The organism is Kribbella sp. NPDC023972 (genome assembly GCF_040639075.1).
Lineage (GTDB): Bacteria > Actinomycetota > Actinomycetes > Propionibacteriales > Kribbellaceae > Kribbella.
In genome coordinates, this window is sequence record NZ_JBEZZH010000001.1 from 807498 (window position 1) to 834140 (window position 26643).

Here is a 26643-nt window from a genome sequence, read left to right on the forward strand (position 1 = left end):
CTTGGTGCGTCCGCCCTTCGCGCCCTCCGTGCGTTGGCACACTGTCTCTGTGCAGAATCCCGCGTGGACGCGGCTGACGGCGGCCGTCCCCTGGCTGGCGCAGCTCCCGCCGGAGGTGCCCGGCGTACTCGACCTCGATGAGCTGGTGGTTCCGGACGGGATCGTCGCGTCGGTGCGAGCCGGGCTCGAGCGTTCACTGAGTCATCACGTCATGACGTACCGGGCCGATGCTGTCCCCCGGCCCGGCCACCTCCAGCTGTGCACGATCCTGGTCCCGGCCGCGCTCTCGCCGGGGCAGCTGGAGCTGCTTCGCCAGACGGAGAGCGCTCTCGCCTCGCATCGCGTCGTTCTCTGCGCGTACGCGAGGCCGCTGACGATCAGGCCGACGTACGCGGGATCAAGCGGGTCGGCAGGATCAGCGGGGTCGGGTTCTCCCCCGCGATGAGCGAGAGGAGCATGCGGGCCATCTCGCGGCCGAGGGACTGGATCGGCTGGCCGATGGTGGTGAGTGGGGGTTCGGTGTGGCGGGCGCTGGTGATGTCGTTGAAACCGACGATCGCCACGTCGCCGGGGACCGACCTGCCGGCGTCCTTCAGCACCCGGAGGGCGCCGATCGCCATCTGGTCGGAGGCGATGAAGACGGCGTCCAGGTCGGAGTACTTCGCCAGCAGCTCCTCCATCGCGCGGCTGCCGCCGTCCTCGCTGAAGTCGCCGTGCACCACCCGGTTCGCCTCCAGGCCGGCCACCGCGAGCGCCTCCTGGTAGCCCTTGTACCGCGCCGTACCGGCCCCCTCGTCCATCCGGCCGGTGATGGTCGCGATCCGGGTCCGCCCGGCCGCGACCAGGTGCTCCGTCGCCAGCCGCGCACCACCGCGGTTGTCCGCGTCCACGTAGTACCGCGGCTCGAAGTTGACCGGGCATCCCCCGAACACGACCGGTACGTCGACTTTGTCGGCCAGCGCGGCCAGCGGATCGTCACCGTGCATCGACATCAGCATCACGCCGTCCGCCTGCCGGGTCCGCAGCAGCTGCTCGAGCCGGGTCTGACCGCGCGTCGACGTCGCCAGCAGCAGCATCAGCTCGAGCTCGGTCTCCTCCAGCACCGAGTTGACCCCGACCACCACGTCGGCGAAGAACGGGTCAGCGAACACCTGCGGGTTGTCGCTGGAGATCGCCAGTACGACGGCGCCGACCTGCTGCGTGGCCAGCGCCCGGGCCGTGGCGTTCGGCACGTACCCGAGGTCGACGACGGCCCGCTGGACCGCCTCGCGCTTGGCCTTGCTGACGTGCGGCGCGTTGTTGATCACCCGGGACGCCGCCGAGCGCGACACACCGGCCCGCTCGGCGACTTCGTCGAGCGTCACTTGCCGTTTGGAGAGGTCGGTCACCGGCTGGTCCTTAACGTTTGAGTGGGTAGAGGGTAGATCATCACGACCGAACGGCGCCGTCCATGATGCCGCTGATCAGCTGCCGGCCGAACAGGACGAACACCACCAGCAGCGGCACGGTCGCGATCAGCGTGCCGGTGAACATCAGCGTGTAGTCGGTGTAGTACTGCGCGGCGAGCTGGCTGAGCGAGAACTGGCAGGAGACCGGCGGGCTGGCCGACCTCGCCCTGGCCCGCGTGCCGTGGCGATTGTCGATTGTCGACAGGTGGAATGTTCGCCAGCGGATCGCCGAGGCCGCAGACGCCTACCTCGCCAACCTGAGAGCGCAGGGGTACGCCAACCCCTACAAGCCGGCCGACGGCAAGTATGTGTGGGGTTCCAACAGCGGTACGGCGAACAACGCGATGATCCTGGCGATCGCGGCCGACCTGACCGGCCGGCCGGCGTACCGATCGGCCGCACTGGAGTCGCTGGACTACCTGCTCGGGCGGAACGCGGTCGGCCTGTCGTACGTGACCGGCTACGGCGAGCGGTCCAGCCACAACCAGCACCACCGGTTCTGGGCTCATGCGCTGAACCCCGCGTTCCCGTCGCCGTACCCGGGTTCGCTGGCCGGCGGGCCGAACTCCGGCCTCCAGGATCCCGTTGCCCAGCGCAACCTCCAGGGCTGCGCCCCGGCGAAGTGCTACGTCGACGAGATCGGGTCCTACTCCACCAACGAGGTCGCGGTGAACTGGAACTCGGCGCTGTCCTGGCTCACCGCGTACGCCGACACGGAGGCCTGAACGCACGAACGCCCGCGCGATCACTCGCGCGGGCGTTCACTGTCACGGCGTCAGGTTCACAGCATCACGGGAAGCGGGAGGCGAGCGCGACACACGCCCCGGCCGCGGCCAGTGTGAAGAGCATCGCGATCCCGGCGAAACGGGCGGTGACTTCCTTGTCCACCTCGTCGTACCCGACCGAGGAACCGATGTCCTTGTACACGTCCTCGAGCTCGCCGGCCGACTCGGCCGTGTACGCCTCGCCGCCGCTGATCTCGGCGACGCTGCGCAGTTCGGCCCGGTCCGGTGGCACCCGCTGGCGGATGCCGTCCATCTCGATGAAGCCGGAGTCGGTGCCGAAGCAGATCGTGTAGACCGGGGTGTTCTTCGCCTTCGCGGCCTGCGCGCCCTCCTGAGCGGTCCGGCCGACCGTCCGCTTGCCGTCCGACAGCAGCACGATCCGGGCCGGTGCCGGGTCGTTCGGATGGTCGGGGTCCGGCGGGACCTGCGTGAGCGCCTGCAACGAGGTGAAGATGCCCTCACCGGTCGCGGTCGACTCGGCCAGCTCCAGCCCGTCCACCGAGCGCAGCACCGTGGCCCGGTCCGTCGTCGGCGGCACGATGATGGACGCCGTACCGGCGAAGTTCACCAGCGCCACGTTGAACTTGGACGGCAGCTGGTTGATGAAGTTCTTCGCCGACTTCTTCGCCGCCTCCAGCCGGTTCGGCTCGATGTCGGTGGCCATCATCGACAGCGACACGTCGATCGCGACCACGATGGTGGCCCGCTCCCGCGGCACCTTCACCTCGTCCTTGGGCTGCGCGAACGCCACGATGCAGGAGAGCGCCGCCATCAGCGCCAGTACGACGGCCAGATGCCGCCGCCACTGCGGACGCCGCGGCGCGACCCGGTCGAGCAGGGCGATGTTGGTGAAGCGGAGCGCGTACTGCGCCCGGCGGTGCTGCAGGAAGATGTAGCCGGCGACCACGACCGGGATGATCAGCAGGAACCACAGCCGCCCGGGAGACATGAACTCCATCAGCGAGCCACTCCCTTCGGCGGTTGGTGCAGGCGGGGCGCCACCCGCCGGTAGGCGAGCACGAACCGCACCGTGTCGGCGACCCAGTCACGATCGGTCCGGAGGACCAAGTGCCCCGCACCTACCCTACGCAAGGCGATCCTGGTTCGTTCCCGTTGTGCGAGCGCGGCCGTCGCGAACGCCTCCCGGACCTTGCGCCGCCGGGTGTCGATCTCCCGGACGGCACCGGTCTCGGGGTCGCCGATCATGACCACGCCGATATTCGGCAGTTCCAGCTCGCGCGGGTCGACGATCTCGACCGCGAGCACCTGGTGCTGCGCGGTCAGCTTGCGCATCGCGCGCTCCCAGGACGGCTCCATCCGGATGTCGACCTCGCCGTCCTCCGGGGTGAGGAAGTCGGACACGATCACCCGCAGCCCGCGCTTGCGTTGCGTCCGGGCCATCGACTCCAGCGCCGCCGCCAGGTCACTGCGATGCGCCTCCTGGTCACCGGCGACCTGCTCGGCCAGCAGCGCCCGCAGCAGCCCGTAGAGGGCCAGCCGCCCGGATCGCGCCGGCCAGCGCCGCAGCGCCGAGTCGCGCAGCATCAGCCCGCCGAACCGGTCCCCGAGCCGGTGCGTCAGGAACCCGACGGTGGCCACGGCCGCGACCGCCAGCTCGCGCTTCTCGAGTTGCGACGTACCGAAGTCCATCGAAGCCGACAGGTCGACCAGGGCCCACGTCTCCAGCTCACGGTCCGCGATCAGGTCCCGCACGTGTGGCACCGTCGTACGGGCGGTCACCGCCCAGTCCATCCGGCGTACGTCGTCCCCGACCTGGTACTCACGCGCCTCGGCCAGCTCGGTGCCGGGACCAGGCAGCAGCCCCAGGTGCTCGCCGTGCAGATACCCCTCCAGCCGCCGTACGACGGTCAACTCGAGCCGACGCAACGCGCGCTCGGGAGCGAGCTGCGAAATCGTCATCGCAGCCCGCGGGTCTGGTCGGTTGGGCACTACACAAACTCCGGGCGGCCGGAGCCGTCGGTGCCGTCGCGCCAGACCGGCTGCGGTGGCGGGACGGTGGCGAGAATGCGCTCGATCACGGCGCGCGGGTCGATGTTGTCCGCGACCGCGTCGAAGGTCAGGCCGAGCCGGTGACCCATCACGTCCAGCGCGACGGTCTGGATGTCACTCGGCAGCAGGTAGTCGCGGCCGTGGATCAGCGCCAGCGCCCGGCCGGCCGAGATCAGGCCCAGCGTCGCCCGCGGGCTGACGCCGAGCTCGATGATCGGCTCCAGATCGGGCAGGTGGAAGTCGGACGGCGTCCGGGTCGCCATCACCAGGCGAACGGCGTACTCCGCGACCAGGTTGTGGACGAAGACCTGCTCGGCCGACCGCTGCAGCTCCAGGATCGTCTCCGGCTTGAGCACCTGCCGCGGCTCCGGCGGGTCCACACTCATCCGGCGCAGGATCTCGAACTCCTCGTGCCCCCGCGGGTGCGGTACGTCGATCTTGACCAGGAACCGGTCACGCTGCGCCTCCGGCAGCGGGTAGACGCCCTCGGACTCGATCGGGTTCTGGGTGGCGATCACGATGAACGGCTTCGGCATCGGGAAGGTCTGGCCGCCGATCGACACCTGCCGCTCGGCCATCAGCTCCAGCATCGCCGACTGCACCTTGGCCGGGGCCCGGTTCACCTCGTCGGCGAGCACGAAGTTCACGAACGTCGGGCCGAGCTCGATGTCGAACGCCTCCCGCGTCTGCCGGTAGATCCGGGTGCCGACGATGTCGGACGGGACCAGGTCAGGAGTGAACTGGATCCGGGCGAAGGTGCCGCCGACCACCGAGGCGAAGGTCCGCACCGCGAGCGTCTTGGCGACGCCGGGGACACCCTCGAGCAGGCAGTGACCCTTCGCGAGCAGCGAGACCATCAAAGTCTCGACCATGTGCTCCTGGCCGACGATCACCCGCTTGACCTCGCTGATCGCCTCGCCGATCAGCCGGGACTGCTGGGCCACCGATCCAGCCGGCACAGTGGTTTCGGTCATGCCTGTCCTTCCGGGGTCCACGCTCGGACCTTGTCAACGCCACGCCGGTCTCCGGCGCACTCACAACACCGGCCATTCCATCAGATCCCCGGGTCCCCCGGGCGCTGGGCCCACCAGGTCCATCCCTATCCTCCCCATCCACTCAAGTCCGCACGCCTCGAGAGGCCTGTCGTCACACCCGGTGAGCGCCACCGGCCCCGCCGACCGCTGCCAGTTCGCGGGGGCTGCAGCACGATCCGGAGTCCTTGCACAGGAAATAGCCTGTGCCAGGAACCCGGATCGTGTTCAAGCCCCCGAGTGGTCGCCGTCCGGCATCCGGGTGTGGCGACAGTGCTACCAGGGATGTGGTGGGATTGGGGGTGATGACTGCGACGGAATCACACACCGAGGTGCGGCCGGCGGAGGCGCCGGAGCAGACGCCTGCCCGGGTGATTCCGGACGCGCTGCCGCTGATGCCGGAGGACCCACCGCGGGTGGGTTCGTTCTGGCTGCGCGGGCGGCTCGGCGCGAACGCGGCCGGTTACCTGTACGTCGCCAGCGACGAGACCGGCCAGGACGCCGTCGTGGCGATGATGGCCGAGGGATCCGCTGACGACGCCGCGGCGCGGGACCGGTTCGTGACCGCGGTCGACGAGCTGCCCGGCGACGCCGTACTGGCGCACAACGACGGTGACGACGACGATCTGGCGCTGTGGGTGGCGATCGGGCCGATCCGGGCCGACGACGGGTCCAGCGCGGCCTCGGACGAGCGGCTGCTCGCCGAGCGTCGCGGTGAGGACGTCCTGTCCGCGGTCCTGATGGACCGGATCCCGCACCTCGGCCGGTTCCGCGGCCCCGACTTCCTGCACTACTGGGAGGGCCGCCGGCGCCCGGGCCTGTTCCGGATCTGGCCGCTGCCGTGGCCGAACGCGTTGCGGGCCGCCTCACGGTGGGCGCTGGTCCTCGCGCTGATCACGATGGCGATCATCATGGCGCTGGCGGTCTTCCTCGCCTGGCTGCTGTTCCGCAACGCCGAGCCGCTCGAGCCTGAGCCGGTCATCCCGACCCCGACCAGTACGGCGACGGTCACGGTCACCCCGACCACACCGCCGCCGAACACCGGCTCCCCGACGATGTCGCCGTCGCCCGTTCCGACCCCGACATCGGTCCCGACCACCGGCATCCCGACCAACCTGCCCAGCACTCCGGGCACTCCGGGCGGAGACCCGGGCGACAAGTTCTAGGTCATCGGGTCGCGGCCTGTTGTGTCTGGGTCGATGAGGTCTAGGCCTGTGAGGTTCAGGTCTCTGAGGTCTAGGTCTTTGCGGGTGCCGGCTCGCGGGTGCGGGTGAGGCTGAGCAGGCCGATCAGGCTGATCACGGCCCAGGTGCCCTCCAGCAGCAGGAAGCCCCAGGACGAGTCGACCGCGGCGATCACCGCGAGCACGGCGGAGCCGACCAGGTTGAGCAGTTGGTACGAGACAGTGCGCTGCCGCAGCCGTCCGGCCTGGGCGGCCGCGAAGGCGATCAGGATGGTGAGCGCACCGGCGATCTCGACGATGTCGATTGCATGCATCGGAGTGCCCCTCCAGGGGGCGGGCGCCGTCTTGTCGTGGACCGGGTACGACGCCACTCGTCCGGGGAGCCGCAGACCGCGGCTCCTCCGCTCAGGATACCAATCGCAACAGGTCCGGATCACGCCACAGATTGACCGGCACCGGCTTGCGGACAAGGGCCGCGTCGGCGCGGATCTCGGCCGGGCTGGCCGCCGCGATCAACACTGACGTGACCGCGGGATGCCTGGTGGGGTAGGCGAGTGCGGCTTGCGGCAGCGAAACGCCGTACCGCTCGCAGACCGCGGAGATCTGGCGCGCGTGGATCGTTGCCGGGTCACTCGACTGCTCGGTCCGCAGCACCTGCGGGGTGAGGATGCCGGACACGATCACCGAAGCCCCGCGCGCGAGGCAACGATCGAGCAGCGGCCTCGCGGTCTGGTCGAGCAACGAGTACTGCCCGGCCAGCAGGACCGTGTCCAGCTCGACGTCGCGCACGATCCGGTCGAGCAACTGCCAATCGCCTGATGCGACGCCGATCGCCTTGATCACGCCGTCCTGCCGCAGCTCGTCCAGCGCCGGGTACGCCGCCTCGATCGCGGGACCCTCCGCGAACACGAGATCGACGGCGAGGCCGAGCCGTTCGATACTCGCGCGGACCGACTCCCCGGCATCCGCGCCGGCCACCTTGGTCGAGATGAGGAATTCACCGCGCGGCCGCCGCTGTAACGCAGTACCGAGGCGTTGCTCGGCGGCGGCGCCGTACGCCGGGGAAGTGTCGAAGAACCGGATGCCGGCCTGGTACGCCGCGTCGACGGTGGCGATCGCCTTGGCGTCTCCGTCCCGGTCCGGCGGTTCGCCGAGTCGCGAACCAGCGAGCCCGAACCGGGGTGGCCGGAACTTGCTCGACGCAAGGGGCGCAAGAGCATGCCTGGGAGCAGCCATCACTGTCACCTCCCCTGGTCGGCAGTCCCTACCAGGATCATGTCTCCGCGACGAGTTCGCATCCCGAACGCCCCGATCCGCGCGGCTTCCCCATCCAGTGTGTCTCTCCGCGGCTTCCCTCCCAACGTCTTTCCGCGGCCTCCCCACCCAGCGTCTCCTCGCGGCTTCCCCAGCCAGCCTCTCTCCGGCCCCCACCCATCGTCTCGTCGCCGCTTCCGGCCTGCGCGACTCAGGGCTCAGCTTCTCCTCGCGGCTTCAGGCTCAGGGGCCTGAGTCGTGGAGCGTCGGCACCTCAGCGTCGAGCGGAGAGAAATGGATGCCGTCAGCACCTGATGTGCTGGGATCGGGGCCCAGGCCACCAGTCCCGAACGGAGGAGGTCGCGCGCTGAATCAAACGCTGACGCAGACCGGTGTTGGGATGCTGAAACTGCTGGTCTGGGTGAGCCCGCCGGTCCGGTGAGCGACCGCAAAGGTGGTGACGTTGTTCGACCGCTGGTTGGACACGAACATCAGCCGGCCGGAGGGGTCCAGCGCGCAGTGCCGCGGCCAGTCCCCGCCGCACGACGGCGTGCTCACCAGGCTGAGCGCTGATCCCGCCGCGGAGGTGGCGAAGACAGCGATGCTGTTGTGACCGCGATTGGTCAGGTAGACGAAGCGACCGTCGGGTGAGGTGATCACTTCGCCGGGGTAGTTCTGTGGCGAGCCTGGTGGGATTGTCGACACTGTGTTTGTCGGCGTGAGTCGGCCGTTGTCGTAGCGGCAGACGGTGATCGTGCTGTCGAGCTCGTTGGCGACGTACGCGTAGCGGCCGGAGGGGTGGAAGGCGAGATGGCGTGGGCCGGCACCGGTCTTCAACGTGGTCTGGTGCCGAAGGAGGAGCTTGCCGTCGGCGAGGGTGTAGGTGTAGATCGAGTCCGTGCCGAGGTCGACGGCGAGGACGTACTTGCCGGCCTGAAGGACTTGATGGGCATGCGGGGTCGTGCCCTTGTGCTTCACCAGGTCGGTCTGTTGCCCAAGGCTCCCATCGGAGCGGATCGGATGCACGGCGAGATCGCCGGACCCGTAGTTTGCGCTGAGCAGGTAGTCACCCGCGATCGTCAGGTGACACGGCGCGGATCCCTGGTTGGGTTGGCGGTTCAGGATTCGGAGTTTGCCTGGAGCATCGATCGCGATCGCCGTCACTCCCCCGGCTCTTTGCTCGTTGACGGCGTACAGGTGGCGGCCGCGGGTGACGAGGAAGGACGGATCCTCGACACCGCTCAGCACGCCGGTCGCGCTGATCTTTCCGTTGGCTTCGTACGTCGCGATGCCGATGCCGGAGCCACCACCGGGCGATGAGGTGTACGTGCCCAGGTAGAGCGTCCTGCTCGGCGTGCCGCCGCCGGGAGGTGCGGCGGAGCGAGTGGCGACGGGAGACGCGGCCGCGGGACTTGTGGCGGCTGAGGTCGTGGCGAGGGTGGCGGCGGTGATGCCGAGGAAGCCTCGGCGCGTCACGGTCATGACGCCACCGGGATGCTGATCGACGACGGGTCGCCGGCCGGCGAGCTGAAGGTGACTGTCTTGCCGATCGCGCTGTGGCCGAGGTACCGCGGGTCGACCGTGTCGACGACCAGGACGAGATGATGACCGGCCGGCACCTCCCAGCTGGTGGCCTCGAGTCTGACGTCGATCGGCACGGCTTTGCCTGGCGTCGCCCCGCGCAGCGTGAACGGTTTGTGCGAGACGAGCGAGCCGACGCCGAGCGCGTCGACGTCGTACAAGTAGGCGAACAGCGACGTATCCGGCCCAGACGGCTTGACCGTCAGATGCAGCGTCGGCGTGCCGTTGACGACGGCCCCGCTGGCGTGGACGGGGCCGGACCAGACACCCGCGAACGACCTGTCGACCAAGGGCGTCGCGACACTGGTCGGTATCGACAGCAGCCCCTGCAGAGCGCCGGAAACAAGCGCCACGCCGCTGTCCGCGATCGTCGGCACACCGGCTCCGATCCCACTGCTCCAGCCCGTCGACGCCTTCGGCTGAAGAGCGCCGGTCCGCGACAATCCGGCCGGCTTGGTGAGGTACGACGTACGCGGTTGTCCGACCGCGGCCCAACTCGGGTACCCACGCCAGACGCCGCGTTGGGACTTCAGCTGGACCGGAGCTTCCACGTCGGCGCCGTTGTCCGCGCCGGTCAGGTGGTGGTGCAACCAGGCGGCGAGCTCGTCCCAGGTCTCGTTCGGCAGACCGATCGCGCCGGACGCTTCCGGGGTCGAGTGATCGCCGTGGGCGAGCAGCAATCGCTTCGGCCCGGTCAGCCGGGTGAAGAAGTCGGTGTACTGCGCGGGCGGGAAGATCGAGTCCTCGAACGCGTTGGCGAGGAACACAGCCGGACGGTTGGCGTTGATCCGGTCGACCACAGTCGCCGCGGAGCGGACTGGCGCCAGCTGCTTCGCCTCGGCGATCGCGCCGTCGAAGTTCCCGCTGACGAACTTGGTCTGCAGCGACGCCATCTCCGGGCCGGGCCGGCCGGTGACATTGCCAAGGGCAAGCAGACCGGCGACGGACTGGAGTGCGACGGTCTCGTTCGGGTTGAGCGACGCGATCAAGTCGGCCCAGCCGCTCATCGCGCCGACCGCCTTGATCCGTGCGTCTTGCGCGCTCGCAAGCAGCGACGTGCCGGCGCCGTACGAGATCCCGACCGCCGCGACTCTGCCGGTGTCCGCCGGCGTGTGCTGGTCTGCCCAGTCGATCACTGCACTGACGTCGGCGACGGTCGGCGGACCGGCGATGTCGATCTCGCCGCCGGTGTCCCAGAAGCCGCGACTCGAGTACGAGATGACCTGGAAGCCGGACTCGGCCAGCTTGGCGCCCTGGCCGACGTACTCGACATTCGGCACACCCCAGCTGGATGGCATCACCACCAGCGGGAACGGCCCGTCGCCCTGGCCGGTCGGGGTGAGCACGACCGCGCCGATCTCGATCCCACCCGTGCCAGGGATGCGCTGGTACGACGTACTGAACCCGGCCTGATCCGCCTCGGCACCGACGGCCGGGCCGATCGTGATCAGGGCAAGGACGACAGCAAGGGCGGCTGCGATTCGGCGCACGGGCACGACCTCCGGCTCGGGATTACCGGAGAGTAGCCACAAAGACGCCGGTGTGTCACTACCTCGGCACGGTGAGTGCCGGATCGACCCCAGTCGCCTCGACCGACCAGACCCAGAGCCGCTCGGCTAGGGCGGGATCCTGCGCGGTGCGGGTCGGCAAGACCGCCGTCGGAGCACCGCGGTACTCGAAGAAGCCCGGACCGTAGTAGCCGCCGGGCCGCACGGACGGATCGGTCGCGGCGTACAGGCTCGGCCAAGCGCCGGCCGCAGCGGACTGAGCGACCAGCTTGGTGAAGTTGCCCCACACCCGGGCTTGGAGGGCCCGGCCGGCCAGCTCCGGCCCCGCCGCCTGGAGGTGCGTGGCAGCGTAGCCGGGATGCGCGCCGGCGCTGAGCAGATTGGACCCGGCGGCGCGCGCCCGCCGGTCGAGCTCGAGCATGAAGAGCACATTCGCGAGCTTGGACTTCCCGTAGGCGATCCACTTCGAGTAGCCCTGCTCCGGCCGCCGCAAGTCCGTTGCCTTGAGCCCCCGAACCGTCTTGTGCATAAAGGAGCTGACGGTCACGACCCTGGGTGCCGGTGCCTTGAGCAACAACGGCAGCAGCCGTCCGGTGAGGGCGAAATGCCCCAGGTGATTGGTGCCCAACTGCAGCTCGAACCCGTCCGCGGTCTGCCGGTAAGGCGTCGCCATCACGCCGGCGTTGTTCACCAGCAGATCGAGCTTGTCGTACGTCTTGGTGACCTGGTCCGCCGCCTTCTCGACACTGGTCAGATCGGCGAGATCGAGCTCGACGACGGTCGGCTCGTGACCGGACGCTTGCTTGAGGTTCTCGGCTGCGTGCGCTGCCTTGGCCGGATTGCGCGCCGCGATCAGCACCTCGGCGCCGTGTCTGAGCAGTTCGAGCGCCGTCTCGTAGCCGAGTCCGCTGGTCGCGCCGGTGACGAGCGCGCGACGTCCGGTCAGGTCGGGGATGTCCGCCGTACTCCAGGTCATGCGCCCACAGTAGCCGTGGGCGCATGACCTGGAATTTCTCAGAGGATCTTGCGGGCCTGGAAGGCTTGGGTGACCTTCGCGGCGGCGGCCTTGCCGTAGAGCAGGCGGGCGGCCTGGACGGTGACCCGGGCGGCGTCGGCGAACGAGGTGTCCGGCGCGTAGAAGAACGTGCCCTCGAGGATGATCTTGTCGGCCTTGGTCCGACCGAGCGACTTGTGGATGTCCCACAGCGCGTTCGACCAGATCTCCCCGTCGTCATGCACCTGGCCGACGATGTCGTCGGTGGTCTTGCCGGTGTCGGTACGGCGCAGGCAGTGCGGCTCGGTCGTGGTGTACGACGTCGCGTCCCAGTCCATCACGCACGGCAGGTCGAAGTTCCGGCTCACCGGCACCGACATCGTCACGGCCCAGTAGTCGCCGAAGCCCTCGCCGATCGCGCCGGCCTGCAGCGACTCGCCGTACCCCGGAACGACGTCGTCCTGGATGGCGTGCCCGTACTCGTGCCAGATCACCTCCGCGTCCTCGCCGTCGTCGACGCCACCCTCGCCCATCGTGATGACGTCCTTCGACGGGTCGTAGAACGAGTTGTCACCGGCGTAGGTGTTGATCTCGAAGTCCTGCGACTCGTTGTTCACCTCGGTGAAGCCGAGATTGTGGATGTACTCCTGGGTCTGGTTCACCTGGTAGTACGCCATCACCTGTTCGAACCGGTCGTCGTCGCGGTAGTACAGGAACTGGTTGTTCGCGCTCTGCGCGAGACCGCCCTTGGCCTTCTTGACGTTGACGTACGTGCCCTCGAGCTTCCCGTTGCCGGCCAGGTTGCGCAGGATCACGTTCTTGTGCGCCGGGAACAGCTCGTCGGTGTTCGCGTCATTCTGATCGGTCAGCTTCTCGTCGCGCTCGCTGACTATCGGGTTCGGGTCGAAGACGATGCCGCGACCGTCGGCGTGATCACTGATCACCTTCGACTCGACCACGGCGCCGGACTTGGCGTCGACCAGCGAACGGGTGACGCCCTGCGTCGACCTGCTGGTGACGTTCCAGACCAGACGCGCGTTCGGGCCGCCGATGACGGCCAACTGCGCCGCGCCCTCGGTGGCGGTCGGGGCCGGCGTCACGTCCTTCTCCGGTCCGGCCATCCGGGCCCGGGCCCGCGCACTCACCGCCGCGTTGGCCGACTTGGTCGCCGTTGCCGATGGCACCTTCGCGGTCACATCCAGATTCGCCGGTACGGCGTCCCGCCCGTCGGCGATCTGGGCGCCGCCGGCCTTGGTCACGTGTTTGGCGTAGTACCCGTTGATCACCGGCAGACCTTTGAATGTCTGCTGGTACCAGTAGTGCTTGCCGAGCAACGAGGTCTTGGTCTTGATCAGCTTGAGGCCGGCCGGACTCGCCGCGGCACTCTCCGGCGCCGCCCCCGCGGCGCTGGTGAAGGACAGCCCCATCGACACGGTGGCCAGACCGGCGGTGACGACCGCGATCACGCGTTTCGCCATGCGTTCCCCTCCTAGGTGGACGAGTTGCGTAACACAACAACTACGATCCGTAGAACCCTAGTTCGCCCGCCCACCCGGTGGGAAGGAAAAGCTCCGCCGTACTGCGCCCGCAAGGGAAATCCCCCACCCGCCGGCAGTCGGCTCCGCCGAAGGTCTCCGATCGCCGCCGACTGGCCGGCGACGATCTGGGGCTGACCGTCGACGACGCGGCTCGGCCTACGTCGATCGGATCGCAAGCCTCACCCGGACGCGAGGGGTTTGACCGGGTACTCGCGGAGCACAAGCGAGGTGGTGACCGGCCCCAGTCGGCCGATCGCGTCGACGACCTGCTCGAGCCGCCCGGCATCGGCGGTGTGGACGTCGAGCAGGAAACAGTCGTCTCCGGTCAGCCGATACGTCGCGGTCACCTCGTCCAGCGTGGCGAAGAGTTCGAGCGCGTCGGGGATGCGCGCGTGCGTCGTCCGTACCCGAACGACGGCGTGGATGTTGAGGCCGACGCGCGCGGGATCGACGACGGCCCGGTAGCCGGTGATCACGCCGGACCGTTCGAGCCGCTGGATCCGCGCCGACACCGCCGGCTGCGACAGGTTGACCTTGCGGCCGATGTCCGCCCCGCTGAGCCGCCCGTTCGTCTGAAGGATCGCCAGGATCTCCCGGTCGACCTGGTCCAATGCATTCGTGGTCGATTCGCCCATCTGCCTTCATTTCATCAGTTCGCGTGGCCCGGCCTGGATGATCTCACCCATGATGACAGCACACTGCGGCAATCAAGGGAGCGCTCCATGCGATTCATCATCGTCCCCGGCCTCGACGGCTCGGACCACAACCACTGGCAGTCGACCTGGGAATCCGGGTGGTTGCCCAACGCCTCCCGCATCACCCCGGCGTCCTGGACGAACCCGGATCGCGACGACTGGAGCAAGGCCATCGATGAGGCGATCGGTCCCGCCGACGAGCCCGTCGTACTCATCGCACACAGCCTCGGCTGTCATGCGGTGGCTCATTGGCTGAGCTCAGTCGGCTCGCCGGCCGTTCGCGGCGTCTTCCTGGTCGCGCCGCCCGACGAACTCGCAGCAACCTTCCCGGTCGACCTGCTCCCCACCTTCACGGACCTTGACCAGACCCCTCTCCCTGTCCCCGGCGTCCTGATTGCCAGTGACAACGACCCGTACTGCACCGTCGACGCCGCCGGCCGCCTGGCCACCGCCTGGGAGGTGCCCTTGATCACTACCGGCAGCCATGGCCACCTCAACTCCGACAGCAACCTTGGTCTCTGGCCGGACGGTCAGCGCCTCCTCACCAGCTTCCTCGCCGGCCTCGGGCTGACAGTCGCCGCGTGATCGACGTACTCGAGTAGCGGACTGGTTCTGGCCTCTTTCTCTCCTAGCGTTGGATCCGTAAACCAGGAGAGGATCAGCCATGTCGAAGTTGAGTCTGCAAGCCCTGAACCGCGCCACCCTGCACCGCCAATGGCTGATCGAACGCCATGACGCGACCGCCCTCGAGGCGATCGAGCACCTGGTCGGTATGCAGGCTCAGTCGCCGCTGGCGCCGTACGTCGGACTCTGGACCCGCCTGAACGACTTCGAACCCGGCGAACTCGCGAAGCTGATCGAGAACCGCGAGGCCGTCCGCGGCTCGATGATGAGGGCAACGATCCACCTGATGTCGAGCCGCGACTTCCTCGCGTTCCGCCCGCTCATCCAGCCGCGGCTCGAACGCGAGGTGTTCCAGAACATGACGTACGGCCGGCACCGACTCGAGGGTCTCGACATCGACGCGGTCCTGAAAGCTGGTATCGAGCGCATGACCGAGGCCCCAGCGACCGCCGTACAACTGCGCGAACACCTCGCCCCGCTGTGGCCCGACCGCGATCCCGCCGCCCTGGCGCACGCCGTACGCTGCCTGCTCCCCACCATCCAGACCCCACCACGCGGCATTTGGGGCAAGGGCGGCAACCCCGCCATGTCCACCGCCGAGCTCTGGCTCGGCTCCCCCGTCACCGATCAGCCGTCGGCCGACGACCTCGTCCGGCGCTACCTCGCCGCCTACGGCCCCGCCTCGGTCGCGGACGCCCAGAACTGGTCCGGCCTCACCCGCCTGTCCGAAGTCTTCGACCGCCTCGACCTCCGCACCTACACCGACGCCGAATCAGGCCGCACCCTCTACGACCTCCCCGAGATCACCCTCCCCGACGAGGCGATCGACGTCCCCGTCCGCTTCCTCCCCGAATACGACAACCTCCTCCTCTCCCACGCCGACCGCACCCGCTGGATCGACGCCCCCACCCGCCAACGCCTGACCCTCCACGACCTCCTAACCCAAGGCACCACCCTCCACAACGGCCGCCTAACAGCCCTCTGGAAACTAACCAAAACCAAGACCCGAGCGACCCTGGAAATCCAGCCGATCACCAAGCTGTCCCCCGAGGCCTGGCAATCCATCGAATCCGAAGCCCAAAAGCTCCTCACCTTCAGTGCCCCGGACGCCACCTCCGAGATCAAGCGCATCACCGCCTAACGCACAACAGCTCGACCACAAGGGTCGAGCTGCTGTGTCCCGCGCCTACGCGCGCCGAATCTGCAGTAGCAGAGCCAACGACGCGGCCACGAGCGGCAAAAGCCCCGGCCAGAACACCGAGACCACGCCGACCACGATCAGGACGACCTGAGCAGCTTGCCGAAGCAAACGAGTCAAAGTCACCATCAACGAGGTCAACGCAACCAAGTTGGTGTTCCAACGCTCAACTCCGGCGAATCGATCACGAGTGAACGAAAGCACCACGTGGTTACTTCCGTCTTTGCTTAGTGGTCAGCAATCAGCGCTTAGAGGTCAACATTCAGCCCACCTGCCCGCCATTACCTCTCTCAGTGACCGTACTGGTCATGCGATCGACTGGAGAAGGTAAGATCGTCAGGTCAGTGGAGGTGCAGCAACACCGTTGATGCTGATGAGACCGCGGCGCATTTTTCGGATCCGACTCCGTGCGCCGCGGTCTCTTGTGGTTTAGGACGCCTACGCGGTCGGAGTCAGTCCCTCAAGGGCCCGTACTCGGTCGGCGAGCGATGGTGTGCTCGACATCAACTGGGAGCGCCGACTGGCTTCGCGTCCTGACATGTTCTGGTGTTGAAATTGCCAACCGTAGAGAACCTCCCCCAGAGTGTGGGCGTATCCCATCGCCGCCGCCCGGCGATCAGCCTGGAAAACCTCTCGGCGACCGAGCCATGCCAGGATCGGGGGTGCAACAAAGGGTGTCAGGAACAACAGCGGCAACACAAAGCTCTCGTCGAAGATCAGAATGGTTAGCAGCAACCCGAGATAACCGAGAGTCAGGAAGCCGACAACAACGCACCCGACTGCCGGCACAGCCTTCATCAGCTTGACGAGCCCCCTCACGGACCACAGTGCGCACCGCGCAGGGATCGAGTACCAAAAACTCAGGAGGCTCAGCCAGTCACGACCCCCAACGTGGTGACTGACCTCGTGCGCAAGAACTGCGGCGAGATGCGTGCTTGGCAGGGTATACAGCGCCCAGGTCGTCAAAGCGATTGTGTGGCCCGGGGCCGGTTGCGCATTGACTTCGTCCGACTCTTGAAGCCAAAGCGAGTACCGGGCCGGATCCACGCGCGCGCGCTCGGCCACTTGTCTCCAGACCGGGTCGATACGCTGTTGCTCGATGATCGTCGGCTGGCGCAGGCGCAAGATGTGACGCGCAATAGCAAGTTCAATCGGACGGACAAGGACAAGGACACCGGACAGCAGCCACAGTGCGACGATGACCCAGCCGTAACCGAAGCCGACGATGCTTGCGATCCAGGAGACGACGACCAGACTCCAGAAAAGCCACGGAACCATGCTGAGCAGTGACTGCGCTGCCGAGATCTCAATACCGGCCGGCGACGACCACGCGCGAGAAGCTCCGTCTGGACCACCTTGCAGCTCAGGTGCCGCGTACGGCGGATTGATTGGCTCGCTTCCTTGCCCGTCCGGCGGCACGTTGCGATGAGGACCACGGTAGTGCGGGTCAGCATGTTGCTGCCATGGTCCGTTTGTCCAGGGGCCGGTTGGTTCGTTCGGGTCACCCGGACTGGTCATTGGGTTCTCACTTCCTGTGCCGCCTCAGCCACACGCGGCAGATTACGGAGACATCGATCATCAGTACAGGGAGACGTGGACGTGGTCGTAGTGGCCGCCGGTGGCGTCGGTGGGGCTGTAGACGCCGCCGCCGTTGTACGGGATCCAGGTGCCTCGGCGGGCGGACCAGATTTTGCCGTACCAGATGACGTAGCGCACGCCGGTCTGGCCTGCGGTCCTTACGGCCCAGTTGGCTATCTGGTCGCCGCGGGCGCGGGCTGGGGACGATTGGCGGGCGTCGGTGCCGACCATGATGTCGCAGGCTTTGCCTCGGGGATGGTCGCTGGTGGGGTTCCACAGGTGTGCGTCCCAGCAGCTCATGCTCAAGGTGCCGAGGTTCTTTCGAGCTTCGGCGACCCAGGCCGCCGTACGCGGGGTGACCAGGCCGCCCGTTCCGGTCGGGTCCGTGACGGTTTGCTGCTGCTCGGGCCATACACCGTTCACTGGTTGGCCGGAGATCAGGCCTTCGCTACTACAGTCGTCGTCTTGTGCGACGGCTTCGATCGAACCGCTCGGGGGTGCGCCCGCTCGGCCGGCGTACGGGTTGCCGGGGCGATTGAGGTCGATGCCGGCGGCGGCCGCGATCTGACGTGCCTCGCTCTCACGAGTGGCGTAGCGGTCAGGGAACGCGGACACCTGCACTCGCTGGGCCGCGTCCCCGAGGGCCATCGAGGGCCAACCGTCGATGTCCACCAAGCCCGGCGGATCTGGCGCGTCCTTACCACCGAAGAAGGCTTTGATCGAATACACCGGGTCGTTCAAGATCTTGGTCCTGTTGCCCCATCCCGCCCCTTGCCGCTGTTGGAAGAGCCCGACCGAGTCGGCGTCGCCGTACGCCAGGTTCTGAAGATTCGACTCCACCAAGGCCGTCATCAAGGCGATCAGGGTGGCTCGGCCAGGCAGACCCCGATCCTTCGCAACCTGATCGATGAGCTTCGCCCACCCGATCTGTGTTGCCCGAAGTGGACCGTCGGGGAGCGGATCGCCGGCTTGGCCGGGTGCAAGCGGTAGGCATGCGGCCTGTGGCTTGCTCGATCCGCCGAATGGGGCGAGCATCAGCAGACTGGCCACGCCCACGACGGCCAAGGCGGCTGCGGCCTTGACGAACACACCCCTGCTCGCGACCGAGAGCAGTCCCCTGCCGAGATCACGCTCATCGAACATCGCAGCCCTCCACAGATGTGGTCATGGCCCGGTACCGCCTGACACGTCACTGATGACCCATTGGTTGTCCTGATTCACCAGCGTGACGAGCAGGGGTACGTCGAATCGCTGAGCGTTCTTTCCGGTGACATCGATGGTGAGCTTCACGAATCTCGTGATCCGCGCCGGTGTGTCGACCGGCGCCTCCGCGTTGGCCGGCGGAGCACTGACCGGCGCCGAGATCACCGTCGACTTGCCACCGTCTTTCTTCAGTGCGTCGTACGTCGGATCGCCGGCGGAGCGGAAGCTCGACGCGACCTCCGGAGTCATGTACTTCGCAGACTTGGCGACCAATGCCTCGTAGGTTTCCGTAGCCGGATCCCGGGTGTAGAAGGCGCGCGCCCAGGTGCCGACCACATCGGTTGCCAGCGCAGTCGACTCGGCAGACGGACGCTGAGTCTGCGGCGGCGGAGTGGTGAGGGTTGGAATCGTGCCTTGTGGGCTCTCCTGACGTGGCTGGGTATTCGACGGCGCGGTCGGCAGCACGACCGAACTGCCAGGGGTCAGTAGGCCGATTGGGGTACCGTCCTCTGAGCTTTCGCCGCCGAACAGGCGCGGCAAACCTCCGCCCAGGCCGAGGATGATGATCGCGAGCAGAACGACCAACGCCACGATGACAGCTGGGCTGGTCGGCTCAGCCTGGCGCTGGCTGCGCAACCAGGCCATCCGCTGCGCATGGTCGTCACGCCGCCAGTTCTTCTTCGCCCGGCGACGCTCGCGACCGGTGAGCTCGTCCAGCTCTTCCGGATAGTCGTAGTCCGCGCTCATCAGCGAACGCCAACTGTCCGGTGCTTCCGGGCGCGGTCGTTCGACGCGGTCGTCGTACTCCGGTTCCGCCCACGAATTCTCGCGATTGCGCCGACGGGACGCGCGGCCCGCGCCCTCCCGGCGATCGTCAGTCGATCGATGCTTCCGTGCCATCCGCGATCACCTGCGCGTCGGCACGTGTACGGTCACGCCATCCTTCGTGATGGCGGAGTACTCGCGGAACCGGCGCGGCTGTGCAGCTGGCGCCCGGCGCCGCTGACGAGCCTTCGGCGGACCCTCGCGGAGGCTGGCCGAGTGCGTGTATGCCCTGGGTTCGTACCTCGGCTCGCTCACCGGGGCTGGCGCAGGCCTGCGCGAATGACGGGCCTTCTGTGCTTCCGCTGATGTAGTGCGGGACGTACCTGAACCGTTCGCGGAGGCGACATTGGCAGCCGAGACGGAGATCGTCCGCCGCCCTTCGCCGCCCTTGGACTGGGTGCGAGCGCGGGCAAGGTTCAACGCAGAAGTACCCCGACCCGGCCCATTCACCCCGGCTGCCCGAACAGCACCACCCTCAGCCCCCACCTGCTGACCAGCCGGACCGACTCCACCGGCAGTCCCGGCCCCCTCAGTCCTGCGTCGCTCAGGTCCTGCGGTGAGTTCATACGGCGAACTCGCCGCAGTCCCTCGCGTCAACGAACCGACTGCGGGCGCTTGTCGATAGACGCGGACAGAGGTAACCCGTTGAGAAGCTGCTTCGGTTGGCCGCATCCGGTCCCTTGCTCGTTCCGCAAGAGCCGGCGCCGCACCCCGGCTGCCGATAGCTCCCATGATGCGTCTAACGGCGCCCATTGCACCTCGACGCGCCAGTCCACCAAGCATGATGCTCCCAGCCCCGGGGCGCATCATCGTTGTCAGGTTGTCCAGCAGGCGACGGAGCCTGAATCCGGCAATCAGGACGGCTATGGCGAGCCCACTGACTGGAAGCCACCCGAGGGTACCGGTCAGGCTGAACACAGCGGTCACCAAAGTCAGCGCTGTACCAAACACGAGCATCGCCAGGAACGACTGAAGGACCAAGCCGAGCAATGCTTCAAACCAGTTCAGTCCCCACTGGCGGGGCCTACCGGGAATGATCCAGAGACAAGCAAAGAAGACACCCACGACTAGCAGGAGTAGACAGCCAACGAAAGCCATCAGCGCCGTGAACGCCAATGCGATGTTGAGGAATGCGAACAGCGTGGCGGCGATGGCAGCCAGCGTCAGAACACCGATCCGCCCGAACGGGTTCTCACCCTTGGTCCACTTGACCGTCGGAGAGTCACCACCCCCTTCGGCCGGGCTGATCACATCGTCAATGTACTTCTTTCGCGCGTCGTTGTCCGTCCCGGCATCCAACATACCTTTGCCATACCGCTGGCAGGCCGCGATTGATCCGAATTCGGCGATACACCATGGCGTCACGGCAAAACCGCGCCAGCTCGAATCTGCCGACTTCCTCAGCAAGGTGTCACGCGCGCTCCCAGCAAAACTCGGCTCGGGCCACGCGAGTGGTGACTGCATGGTCGGCCCCATTGCTTCCGATGACGCTGTCATCACCGCATCCGCCCCAAGCTGGCGAGCGCCGTCGACACCCCTCAACCACGTCGCGGGCGCAAGCGCGAAGCTGATGCTGAGAACTCCTGCCACGAAGACCCACGCCATTTGCCCGAGCGCACTCCCGCTCGCTTTCCGCTGTGTGTAAGCGGCCACCGCACCAAACGCCAAAGCCGAGGGCAGCAACCACCCGACCATCTGCGTACTAGTCGCACCAATCGTCGCCGACGTCGCATCTGTCAACGGCTTGATGTCCGTAAACGAGAACAACCACCAGCCGACCGAGATTGCGCCGCGAGTGATGGCAACGATGTACATCATCACCAACTGCGCATACCCGTTGAAAACGCTTGAGAGGGGATCGGTGATTGAGCGTTCGAAGTCCAGCGCATACGCCATCGGACTGTACTGCTCGAACAGCGTCCTGGTGTCACCGTGGGTCAAGTCTGGCGTCGGCACGAGATCGGCAAAGCCGGTTGGGCTTGTTGGGCCTGGTTCTGGGTCGGCGGCTAGGGCGATTTGTGTTGTGACGACCAAGGAGATGGAGAGCACTGTCACTGCCGTCCGCAGACGGCGTGACCAGGTCATGCGACGTGCTCCTTGTTTGAGGGGCCGGGGCGGGGGGTGTTGCCGTCTGGGGAGGCGGGGGCGCCGTCGCCGTGGGCGGGGTACATGGCTTCGTTGTAGGCGGCTTCGTCGGCTTCTTGGTCGTAGACCTCGTCGGGGCCGATGGGGGATTCGTAGCGGAGGGAGTGGCCGTTGGGGGTTGGGGGGTGGCCGTTTTGCTGGGGGACCGTGGGGGGCGGCTCGGGGGTGGGCGGTGCTTGGTTGGTGTACGCCGGCTGAGGGGTGGACGGTGCGTGCGCCGGCTCGGGGGTGGGCGGTGCTTGGTTGGTGTAGGCGGGCTCGGGCTCGGGGGTGTAGGTCGGCTCGGGCTCGGGGGTGGGTGCCGGGTCGGGGTGGGTGGTGTGGGCTTCGGCTTGGGCGGTGGCGGTGGCGGCGGGGGTGGGGAGGTCCTCGTAGTCGTCGGCGAAGGGGTCTTCTTCGACGGGCGGGAGGATGGGTTGGGTGGGTTCGTTGGCGTGTTCGGATTCGGGGGTGGTGCGGAGGAGGGCGGCGACCTGTTGGCTGGGGATGTCGATCTGGACGGTGGCTACCTCGTCCCAGCGGTCGCGCATGATGCAGTGGCCGTGGCGGATGCTCTTGCCGTTGGCGGCGGTGTTGATGCCGCGGACCAGGGCCTGGTACGGCGGGGTCTGCGGCCGGCCGAGGAGCTCGAGCAAGGAGTCGACCTGCTCGCGGGAGCGGAGGCTGAAGGCGAACAGGGTGGTGATCTGCTCGACCAGGCCGGGCAGTTTCAGGATGGAGGCCGGGTCCTGGGTGTCGAGGACCAGGGAGGCGCCGAGGGCGCGGCCGACGCGTGCGATGTAGTCGAGGAAGGACGCGCCGTCCGGGGTCTTCGTCAACAAGTGGACCTCGGGCACGATGACGACCTTGGAGCGGCCGCGGAACTCGCGGCGTCCCGTCGTACGGACCATCCAGGCGAGGCACCCGCGCAGGCAGGCCATGCCGACACGTTCGATCGGCGACCAGGACTCCGGTGCCGACTCGGGTGAGGGCAGGGTGAGGCCGGGCATCTGGACGACCCACAGACCCGGGTTGGTGGTCAGCGACGACAAGCCGGACGGCGGGCCGGCGACGACCGAACCGAGGCCGGTCTCGACCATGTCGCGCAGGGCGAAGCCGACCGTACGTGTGGTCTCGGAGTCTGACGCGCAAAGCCGCTGGATCACGCCCCACGAGGACGGGTCGGGCGACTGGATCTCGGCCCGGGTCGCGGCCATGACCGGAGCCTCGGCCGCGCCACGCAGGTGCGGAGGAAGCAGCAGCATCAGCTGCGAAGGTGCCTGCAGCAAGGCGTCGTCGACCGGCAGCACGCGCAGCAGGTCGGCAGCACCGGAGAACTGTGCGGTGATCTCGATGACAGCAGTCGGTACGCCGTACTCCGCCGCGACCGCGGACACACCGGCCGCGTCACCCTTCAGGTCGAGCAGCGGCACCCAAGCACCGGCGAAGGCGGAATCCAGGCCACCGAGCATCGCGGCCGTGGTCTTGCCTCGGCCGGAACGACCCAGGAAGAGCGTCGTCGTCGCGTCACCCAACGCAGAACCGGCGGCAGCGTCGAAGCGCACCAACCCGGGCGTGGAGCCGGTCAGGTAGCCAATGGCCGGACCGGTCGCGTCACCGATCGACGCGCCGCCCCAGAACCAGGAGCCGAAGAACGCGGTCGACTCACGCACGTGCCCGAGGTCGGGTACGCGCAACTGGTCGCCGGGCAGGGATTCCAGCCAGAGGTCGCGCTGCTCGTCCGCGCCGGCGGCCACGGTGATGCCGCGGTCGGCGTAGTGCGCGATGACGGCGTCGACGTACGCCTCCAGGTCCTCGCGGGTGTCCGCGCTGACCAGCAGGCGGGGGTGGTCCTCGACCAGGGTCAAACCGCTGCGGTTGATGTCGCGCTTGACCTCGCGCATCACGCGCTCGGTCTCGACGATCTCGTCAGCGGTCTCCTCCGCGGTGCCCTTGGCGGCGGACCTTCGTTGTTCCTTGGCGCTCTTGCGGGTCTCGTCGACCAGGTGCCGGGCGGTCTTCTTCGTCAGCACCCGGAAGCGAACGGACGCCTCGACGGTGACGTCGATCTCCTCACCGTCGTCGTCGATCGCCTTGATCTCGGACAGCGTCCGCAGCCACTCCCCCGCGCCCGGGGTCTCGAGCTCCTCGGGGAAGTCGGTCATCGCGAGCACGGTCGTGTACGCCGCGATCTGGCCGCGGGCGTCGTAGATGCGCAGGTGGTCGGTGTACGGAACCACCCGGCCGGAGGTGAGCCGAGCCAGGGAGGCGCCGGTGATCAGGCCGCGACGGGGCGCGGCGACGGCGCCGCGGTGCATCTCGCGGCTGATCAGCCAGGAGATCACCTCGGCCGGCGCGGTGTGCGCCCGCCAGACGGTGGAGCCGAGCTGGCGGCCGAGTTTGCGGACCCGCTCGTCCAGGTGGGCGAGCTCACGGGCGCTGACCCGCCAGGACGTCGTACCGAGGGCGTCGCTGATCGAACCCCGCACCTGGGCGGTGGCGCGGGGGTCGCGGTCGCTGAGGTGGACGCCGAGGGCGACGTACCGCTCCGGCATCCGCATCTCGTCGATCCGGTCGGCCCTGGTCTGTGCCCAGGCTTCGTGGTCGCCGAGCCGGTAGTGACCGGCCACGCTGTCGATGTAGTCCTGACCGGTCGAACGGCCCCAGACCACCTTCAGGTGGCTGAGCCGGTCGCCGAGGATGGTGGCGGCGGCGCTCACCGCGGCGTCGAGGGCCGCGTCCTGCTCGGACTCGGTGGCGAGGTCGGTGTTGGCCACCGAGATCAGGAACCACGCCTCGGCGCTGCGCTCGGTGACGAGCAGGCCGTCCGCGATGGCGACCAGACGTGGCGGCGGCAGGCCGCGCTCCCGGCCGACACCCACCAGGTTCAGGAGCTTGTCAGCGATCTTCATCCGTCCCTCTTCCCAGACGACGTCCTGCGACTGACCCGCTGCACGTGATCCGCCCCGAGGAGGCGGGCACGCTGGTTCACAGTGATGTCCGCACCCGCGCGGACTCTCGGATCCAGCTCCACCACGACCTCGCGATCCCACTCCGGGGTCACCCTGGCCTTCGCCAGGTTGGCCACCTTCTGGGTCGCGACGCGCTCACGCCATGGCAGGTACTCCGTCTTGTCGGCGGCCCGGGCGCCGAGACCGATGATCGGGCGGTGGGCGCGCAACGCGTAGCGGACGGCCAGCGCCCACTCGGTCACGCGGCGGCGGCGTTCGTGGAACTTGCCGGGTCGCCAGCCGAACGCGGTGATCACGAACGGCGGAACGATGTACAGGCTGACGGTGCTCTTCTGCGGGACTCCGATGAACGGAACCAGCAGCGCGACCCACAGCACGATGACCACCGCTCCGAAGATGATCATCCGGCGCCGGGCGCCTTCACCGAGGTCGATACCGAGCAGGTCGTACTGCCGGGTCTCGATCTCGAAGTGGTGAGTCAGGGTACGGCCGACACGCATCAATTACCTCCGGACAGCAATCCCCAGAAGCCCTTGAGCACATTGATGGTCTGGTTGTTGGCGTAGATCAGCCCCCCGACCAGCACCCCGGCCGCGATGTGGCCGAACAGTTCGCCCCACTCGCGCTTGAAGTAGTGCCCGATGGCACGCAACACGAGGATGGCGATGAAGATGTTCCCCGCGATGACCAGGACCCAGTCCTTGAAATCCGCGCCCGTCGGGACGTTGCTGTCGACCAGCGGCACCGCGAGCTGAACCACGCTCGCAGCCAGTTCGTGCGTCATCATTGCGGTGTCTCCCTTGTTGCCTCGGTCATCCGACGGCTGGTCGCTGATGTCATCCGACGGCAGCCACTTGCCATCGTTGTGCTCCGTCCGTGGCGACCGTTCGCCGCAGCGTGAGCGTGTAGGTCTGGTCCAAGGTGGTGTCCCCCACCCCGTCCCAGGTGACGGCCGCGGTCGCCCGCCGCTCGTCGTCGTTGCCGGCGAAGACCTGCCAGTCCTTGAGTTCGCCGAACTTCACCGAGCCGTTCAGGCTGCGGATCGTCGAACCCGGCGAGGTCACCGCGGACACCTTGTTGTCCGACTCGGCGTACGCGGCGAAGAACGCCTCCGCGTCCTTCCGCGTCGCGGCGGTCAGGTCGTCGTCCGGTACGCCGGCCTCCGGCATGTTGTCCGGCAGCGCGGCCCGCTCGTCCGGTACGAACGTCGGCGGCCCGCTGGCCACCACCCGCGACGCGGTCCGGGCGACCGGGACGGACAGCCGCTCCCAGGAGTACGGTCCGGCGACCCACGCCGCGCCACGCTTGCTGAACGACCGGACCTCGACGCGTACGTCGACCACGGCCGTGACGCCACCGGAGTCGACCTTGACCTCACCCGGGTACGCGGTGTCGGCGGTCTGCTTGCCGCGACCGTTCCACCCGGCCCGGCTGTCCAGGCCGGCCGCCAGGTCGAGGGCGATCAGGGCCGGGCGGGCGTCCGGGTTCGTCTCGTCCCAGTTCAGGTAGGAGACGGCGTACCGGGTCGCGACCGCGCGGGCCTCGTCGACCGGGAAGCTGTTCTGGTTGCTGACCACGGTCTCCGGGGTCCGGTTCGGCGCGATCCAGGAGCGGACGCCACTGATCGCGGCCAGCAGCAGTACGACGACCACCAGGCCGCGGAAGAACCGCCGGGCCCAGGTGGAGAACGACGACTCGGGCTCGGTCGACCACGGCGGCTGCCCGGGCTCGAGCGGCTCGCGGACCGGAGCTGGCGTGGCGTGCGCGCCGTGGGGTGAACGCTGTTTCAAACGCTCGGGCGTGCGATGCGCGCCGGGTGCTTCCGACGTACGAGACGCGGGACGACGGGGTGGAGCCATCACGCCGCCGGCCGGCGGATGTGCCGGCGGGGCTGAGTACTGCGCCGCTACGCCCTGTGCCTGGCGAGGTGTCGGTGACACCGGACCTTCCGGGTGGGCCCACCACTCCGGTGCGGTGTTCGACGGGCGCCCCTTGCCCGGCTTCTTCGTGCGCCGCTGGTCCGACCAGTGCTCACCTTTTGGCGGCAGGTTCAGCAACGTTCGCCACCAACTCATCGCTACCCGCCCCTCAG

The 26643-nt window shown here is 68.0% G+C and carries 25 protein-coding genes and 1 riboswitch; of the genes, 5 read left to right on the forward strand and 20 right to left on the reverse strand.

Annotated features, from left to right (window positions below; genetic code table 11):
* The first annotated feature begins 49 nt into the window (after positions 1–49).
* Positions 50–445: a hypothetical protein gene (locus AB0F43_RS03605; protein ID WP_360470085.1), complete on the forward strand. Its 396-nt coding sequence runs from the start codon at positions 50–52 to the stop codon at positions 443–445.
* Here the strand turns inward: AB0F43_RS03605 and AB0F43_RS03610 are convergent.
* Positions 378–1388 (reverse strand): LacI family DNA-binding transcriptional regulator, encoded by a 1011-nt coding sequence (locus AB0F43_RS03610; protein WP_360470087.1) that lies wholly within the window; start codon positions 1386–1388, stop codon positions 378–380. The two genes, AB0F43_RS03605 and AB0F43_RS03610, sit on opposite strands and share 68 nt — an antisense overlap.
* Before the next feature lie 236 nt (positions 1389–1624).
* Here AB0F43_RS03610 and AB0F43_RS03615 point away from each other — a divergent pair, with 236 nt between their 5' ends.
* A complete protein-coding gene (locus tag AB0F43_RS03615) occupies positions 1625–2173 on the forward strand; it encodes a glycoside hydrolase family 9 protein (RefSeq protein WP_360470089.1) in 549 nt (182 codons plus the stop codon).
* Positions 2174–2237: 64 nt separating this feature from the next.
* On the opposite strand, the gene AB0F43_RS03620 is transcribed toward AB0F43_RS03615, so the two are convergent.
* Genes AB0F43_RS03620 through AB0F43_RS03630 form a run of 3 tightly spaced genes read right to left on the reverse strand, consistent with a single transcriptional unit; the run spans position 2238 to position 5217 of the window.
* The gene (locus AB0F43_RS03620; protein WP_360470092.1) at positions 2238–3191 is read right to left on the reverse strand and encodes a VWA domain-containing protein; all 954 of its coding nucleotides are present in this window, start codon (positions 3189–3191) and stop codon (positions 2238–2240) included.
* The gene (locus AB0F43_RS03625) at positions 3191–4153 is read right to left on the reverse strand and encodes a DUF58 domain-containing protein (RefSeq protein ID WP_360470095.1); all 963 of its coding nucleotides are present in this window, start codon (positions 4151–4153) and stop codon (positions 3191–3193) included. The genes AB0F43_RS03620 and AB0F43_RS03625 overlap by 1 nt, the downstream gene beginning before the upstream one ends.
* Positions 4154–4182: 29 nt before the next feature.
* A complete protein-coding gene (locus AB0F43_RS03630; RefSeq protein WP_360470098.1) occupies positions 4183–5217 on the reverse strand; it encodes a MoxR family ATPase in 1035 nt (344 codons plus the stop codon).
* Between the two features lie 362 nt (positions 5218–5579).
* Here AB0F43_RS03630 and AB0F43_RS03635 point away from each other — a divergent pair, with 362 nt between their 5' ends.
* Positions 5580–6440 carry a hypothetical protein gene (locus tag AB0F43_RS03635; RefSeq protein ID WP_360470101.1) on the forward strand — a complete coding sequence of 287 codons (861 nt, stop codon included), beginning with the start codon at positions 5580–5582 and terminating at the stop codon, positions 6438–6440.
* Between the two features lie 70 nt (positions 6441–6510).
* Here the strand turns inward: AB0F43_RS03635 and AB0F43_RS03640 are convergent, their stop codons facing one another.
* The 7 genes from AB0F43_RS03640 to AB0F43_RS03670 all read right to left on the reverse strand — a co-directional run bounded on the left by AB0F43_RS03640 (position 6511) and on the right by AB0F43_RS03670 (position 13967).
* The gene (locus tag AB0F43_RS03640) at positions 6511–6771 is read right to left on the reverse strand and encodes a hypothetical protein (RefSeq protein WP_360470103.1); all 261 of its coding nucleotides are present in this window, start codon (positions 6769–6771) and stop codon (positions 6511–6513) included.
* Between the two features lie 20 nt (positions 6772–6791).
* Positions 6792–6859: riboswitch (guanidine-III (ykkC-III) riboswitch) on the reverse strand.
* Between the two features lie 3 nt (positions 6860–6862).
* Complete coding sequence (locus AB0F43_RS03645; RefSeq protein ID WP_360470106.1) at positions 6863–7693, reverse strand: aldo/keto reductase; 831 nt, start codon at positions 7691–7693, stop codon at positions 6863–6865.
* Positions 7694–8083: 390 nt separating this feature from the next.
* Complete coding sequence (locus AB0F43_RS03650; RefSeq protein WP_360470108.1) at positions 8084–9193, reverse strand: lactonase family protein; 1110 nt, start codon at positions 9191–9193, stop codon at positions 8084–8086.
* Positions 9190–10782 carry a CocE/NonD family hydrolase gene (locus AB0F43_RS03655; RefSeq protein WP_360470111.1) on the reverse strand — a complete coding sequence of 531 codons (1593 nt, stop codon included), beginning with the start codon at positions 10780–10782 and terminating at the stop codon, positions 9190–9192. The genes AB0F43_RS03650 and AB0F43_RS03655 overlap by 4 nt, the downstream gene beginning before the upstream one ends.
* Positions 10783–10840: 58 nt before the next feature.
* The gene (locus AB0F43_RS03660; protein ID WP_360470114.1) at positions 10841–11776 is read right to left on the reverse strand and encodes an oxidoreductase; all 936 of its coding nucleotides are present in this window, start codon (positions 11774–11776) and stop codon (positions 10841–10843) included.
* A gap of 38 nt (positions 11777–11814) precedes the next feature.
* Complete coding sequence (locus tag AB0F43_RS03665) at positions 11815–13272, reverse strand: M4 family metallopeptidase (RefSeq protein WP_360470117.1); 1458 nt, start codon at positions 13270–13272, stop codon at positions 11815–11817.
* A 239-nt stretch (positions 13273–13511) separates the two neighbouring features.
* Positions 13512–13967 carry an Lrp/AsnC family transcriptional regulator gene (locus AB0F43_RS03670; protein ID WP_360470119.1) on the reverse strand — a complete coding sequence of 152 codons (456 nt, stop codon included), beginning with the start codon at positions 13965–13967 and terminating at the stop codon, positions 13512–13514.
* Between the two features lie 87 nt (positions 13968–14054).
* On the opposite strand from AB0F43_RS03670, the gene AB0F43_RS03675 reads away from it, so the two are divergent.
* Positions 14055–14612 carry an alpha/beta hydrolase gene (locus AB0F43_RS03675; protein WP_360470122.1) on the forward strand — a complete coding sequence of 186 codons (558 nt, stop codon included), beginning with the start codon at positions 14055–14057 and terminating at the stop codon, positions 14610–14612.
* A 79-nt stretch (positions 14613–14691) separates the two neighbouring features.
* A complete protein-coding gene (locus AB0F43_RS03680) occupies positions 14692–15792 on the forward strand; it encodes a winged helix DNA-binding domain-containing protein (protein ID WP_360470125.1) in 1101 nt (366 codons plus the stop codon).
* A 45-nt stretch (positions 15793–15837) separates the two neighbouring features.
* On the opposite strand, the gene AB0F43_RS03685 is transcribed toward AB0F43_RS03680, so the two are convergent.
* From AB0F43_RS03685 to AB0F43_RS03725, 9 genes are all read right to left on the reverse strand, one after another.
* On the reverse strand, positions 15838–16056 hold the full coding sequence (locus tag AB0F43_RS03685) for a hypothetical protein (protein ID WP_360470127.1): 219 nt from the start codon (positions 16054–16056) through the stop codon (positions 15838–15840).
* 231 nt (positions 16057–16287) lie between these two features.
* On the reverse strand, positions 16288–17367 hold the full coding sequence (locus AB0F43_RS03690; protein ID WP_360470130.1) for a M48 family metalloprotease: 1080 nt from the start codon (positions 17365–17367) through the stop codon (positions 16288–16290).
* Between the two features lie 60 nt (positions 17368–17427).
* Complete coding sequence (locus AB0F43_RS03695) at positions 17428–18570, reverse strand: hypothetical protein (protein WP_360470133.1); 1143 nt, start codon at positions 18568–18570, stop codon at positions 17428–17430.
* 21 nt (positions 18571–18591) lie between these two features.
* On the reverse strand, positions 18592–19377 hold the full coding sequence (locus tag AB0F43_RS03700) for a hypothetical protein (protein ID WP_360470136.1): 786 nt from the start codon (positions 19375–19377) through the stop codon (positions 18592–18594).
* A gap of 159 nt (positions 19378–19536) precedes the next feature.
* Positions 19537–21540, reverse strand: coding sequence for a hypothetical protein (locus tag AB0F43_RS03705; RefSeq protein ID WP_360470139.1), 2004 nt, complete (start codon positions 21538–21540; stop codon positions 19537–19539).
* A complete protein-coding gene (locus AB0F43_RS03710; RefSeq protein WP_360470141.1) occupies positions 21537–24491 on the reverse strand; it encodes an ATP-binding protein in 2955 nt (984 codons plus the stop codon). The genes AB0F43_RS03705 and AB0F43_RS03710 overlap by 4 nt, the downstream gene beginning before the upstream one ends.
* Positions 24488–25051: a hypothetical protein gene (locus AB0F43_RS03715; RefSeq protein ID WP_360470144.1), complete on the reverse strand. Its 564-nt coding sequence runs from the start codon at positions 25049–25051 to the stop codon at positions 24488–24490. Before AB0F43_RS03715 ends, AB0F43_RS03710 begins: the two co-directional genes overlap by 4 nt.
* Complete coding sequence (locus AB0F43_RS03720; RefSeq protein WP_132325634.1) at positions 25051–25338, reverse strand: hypothetical protein; 288 nt, start codon at positions 25336–25338, stop codon at positions 25051–25053. The genes AB0F43_RS03715 and AB0F43_RS03720 overlap by 1 nt, the downstream gene beginning before the upstream one ends.
* Positions 25339–25387: 49 nt before the next feature.
* Positions 25388–26626 (reverse strand): conjugal transfer protein, encoded by a 1239-nt coding sequence (locus tag AB0F43_RS03725; protein ID WP_360470147.1) that lies wholly within the window; start codon positions 26624–26626, stop codon positions 25388–25390.
* Positions 26627–26643 lie beyond the last annotated feature (17 nt).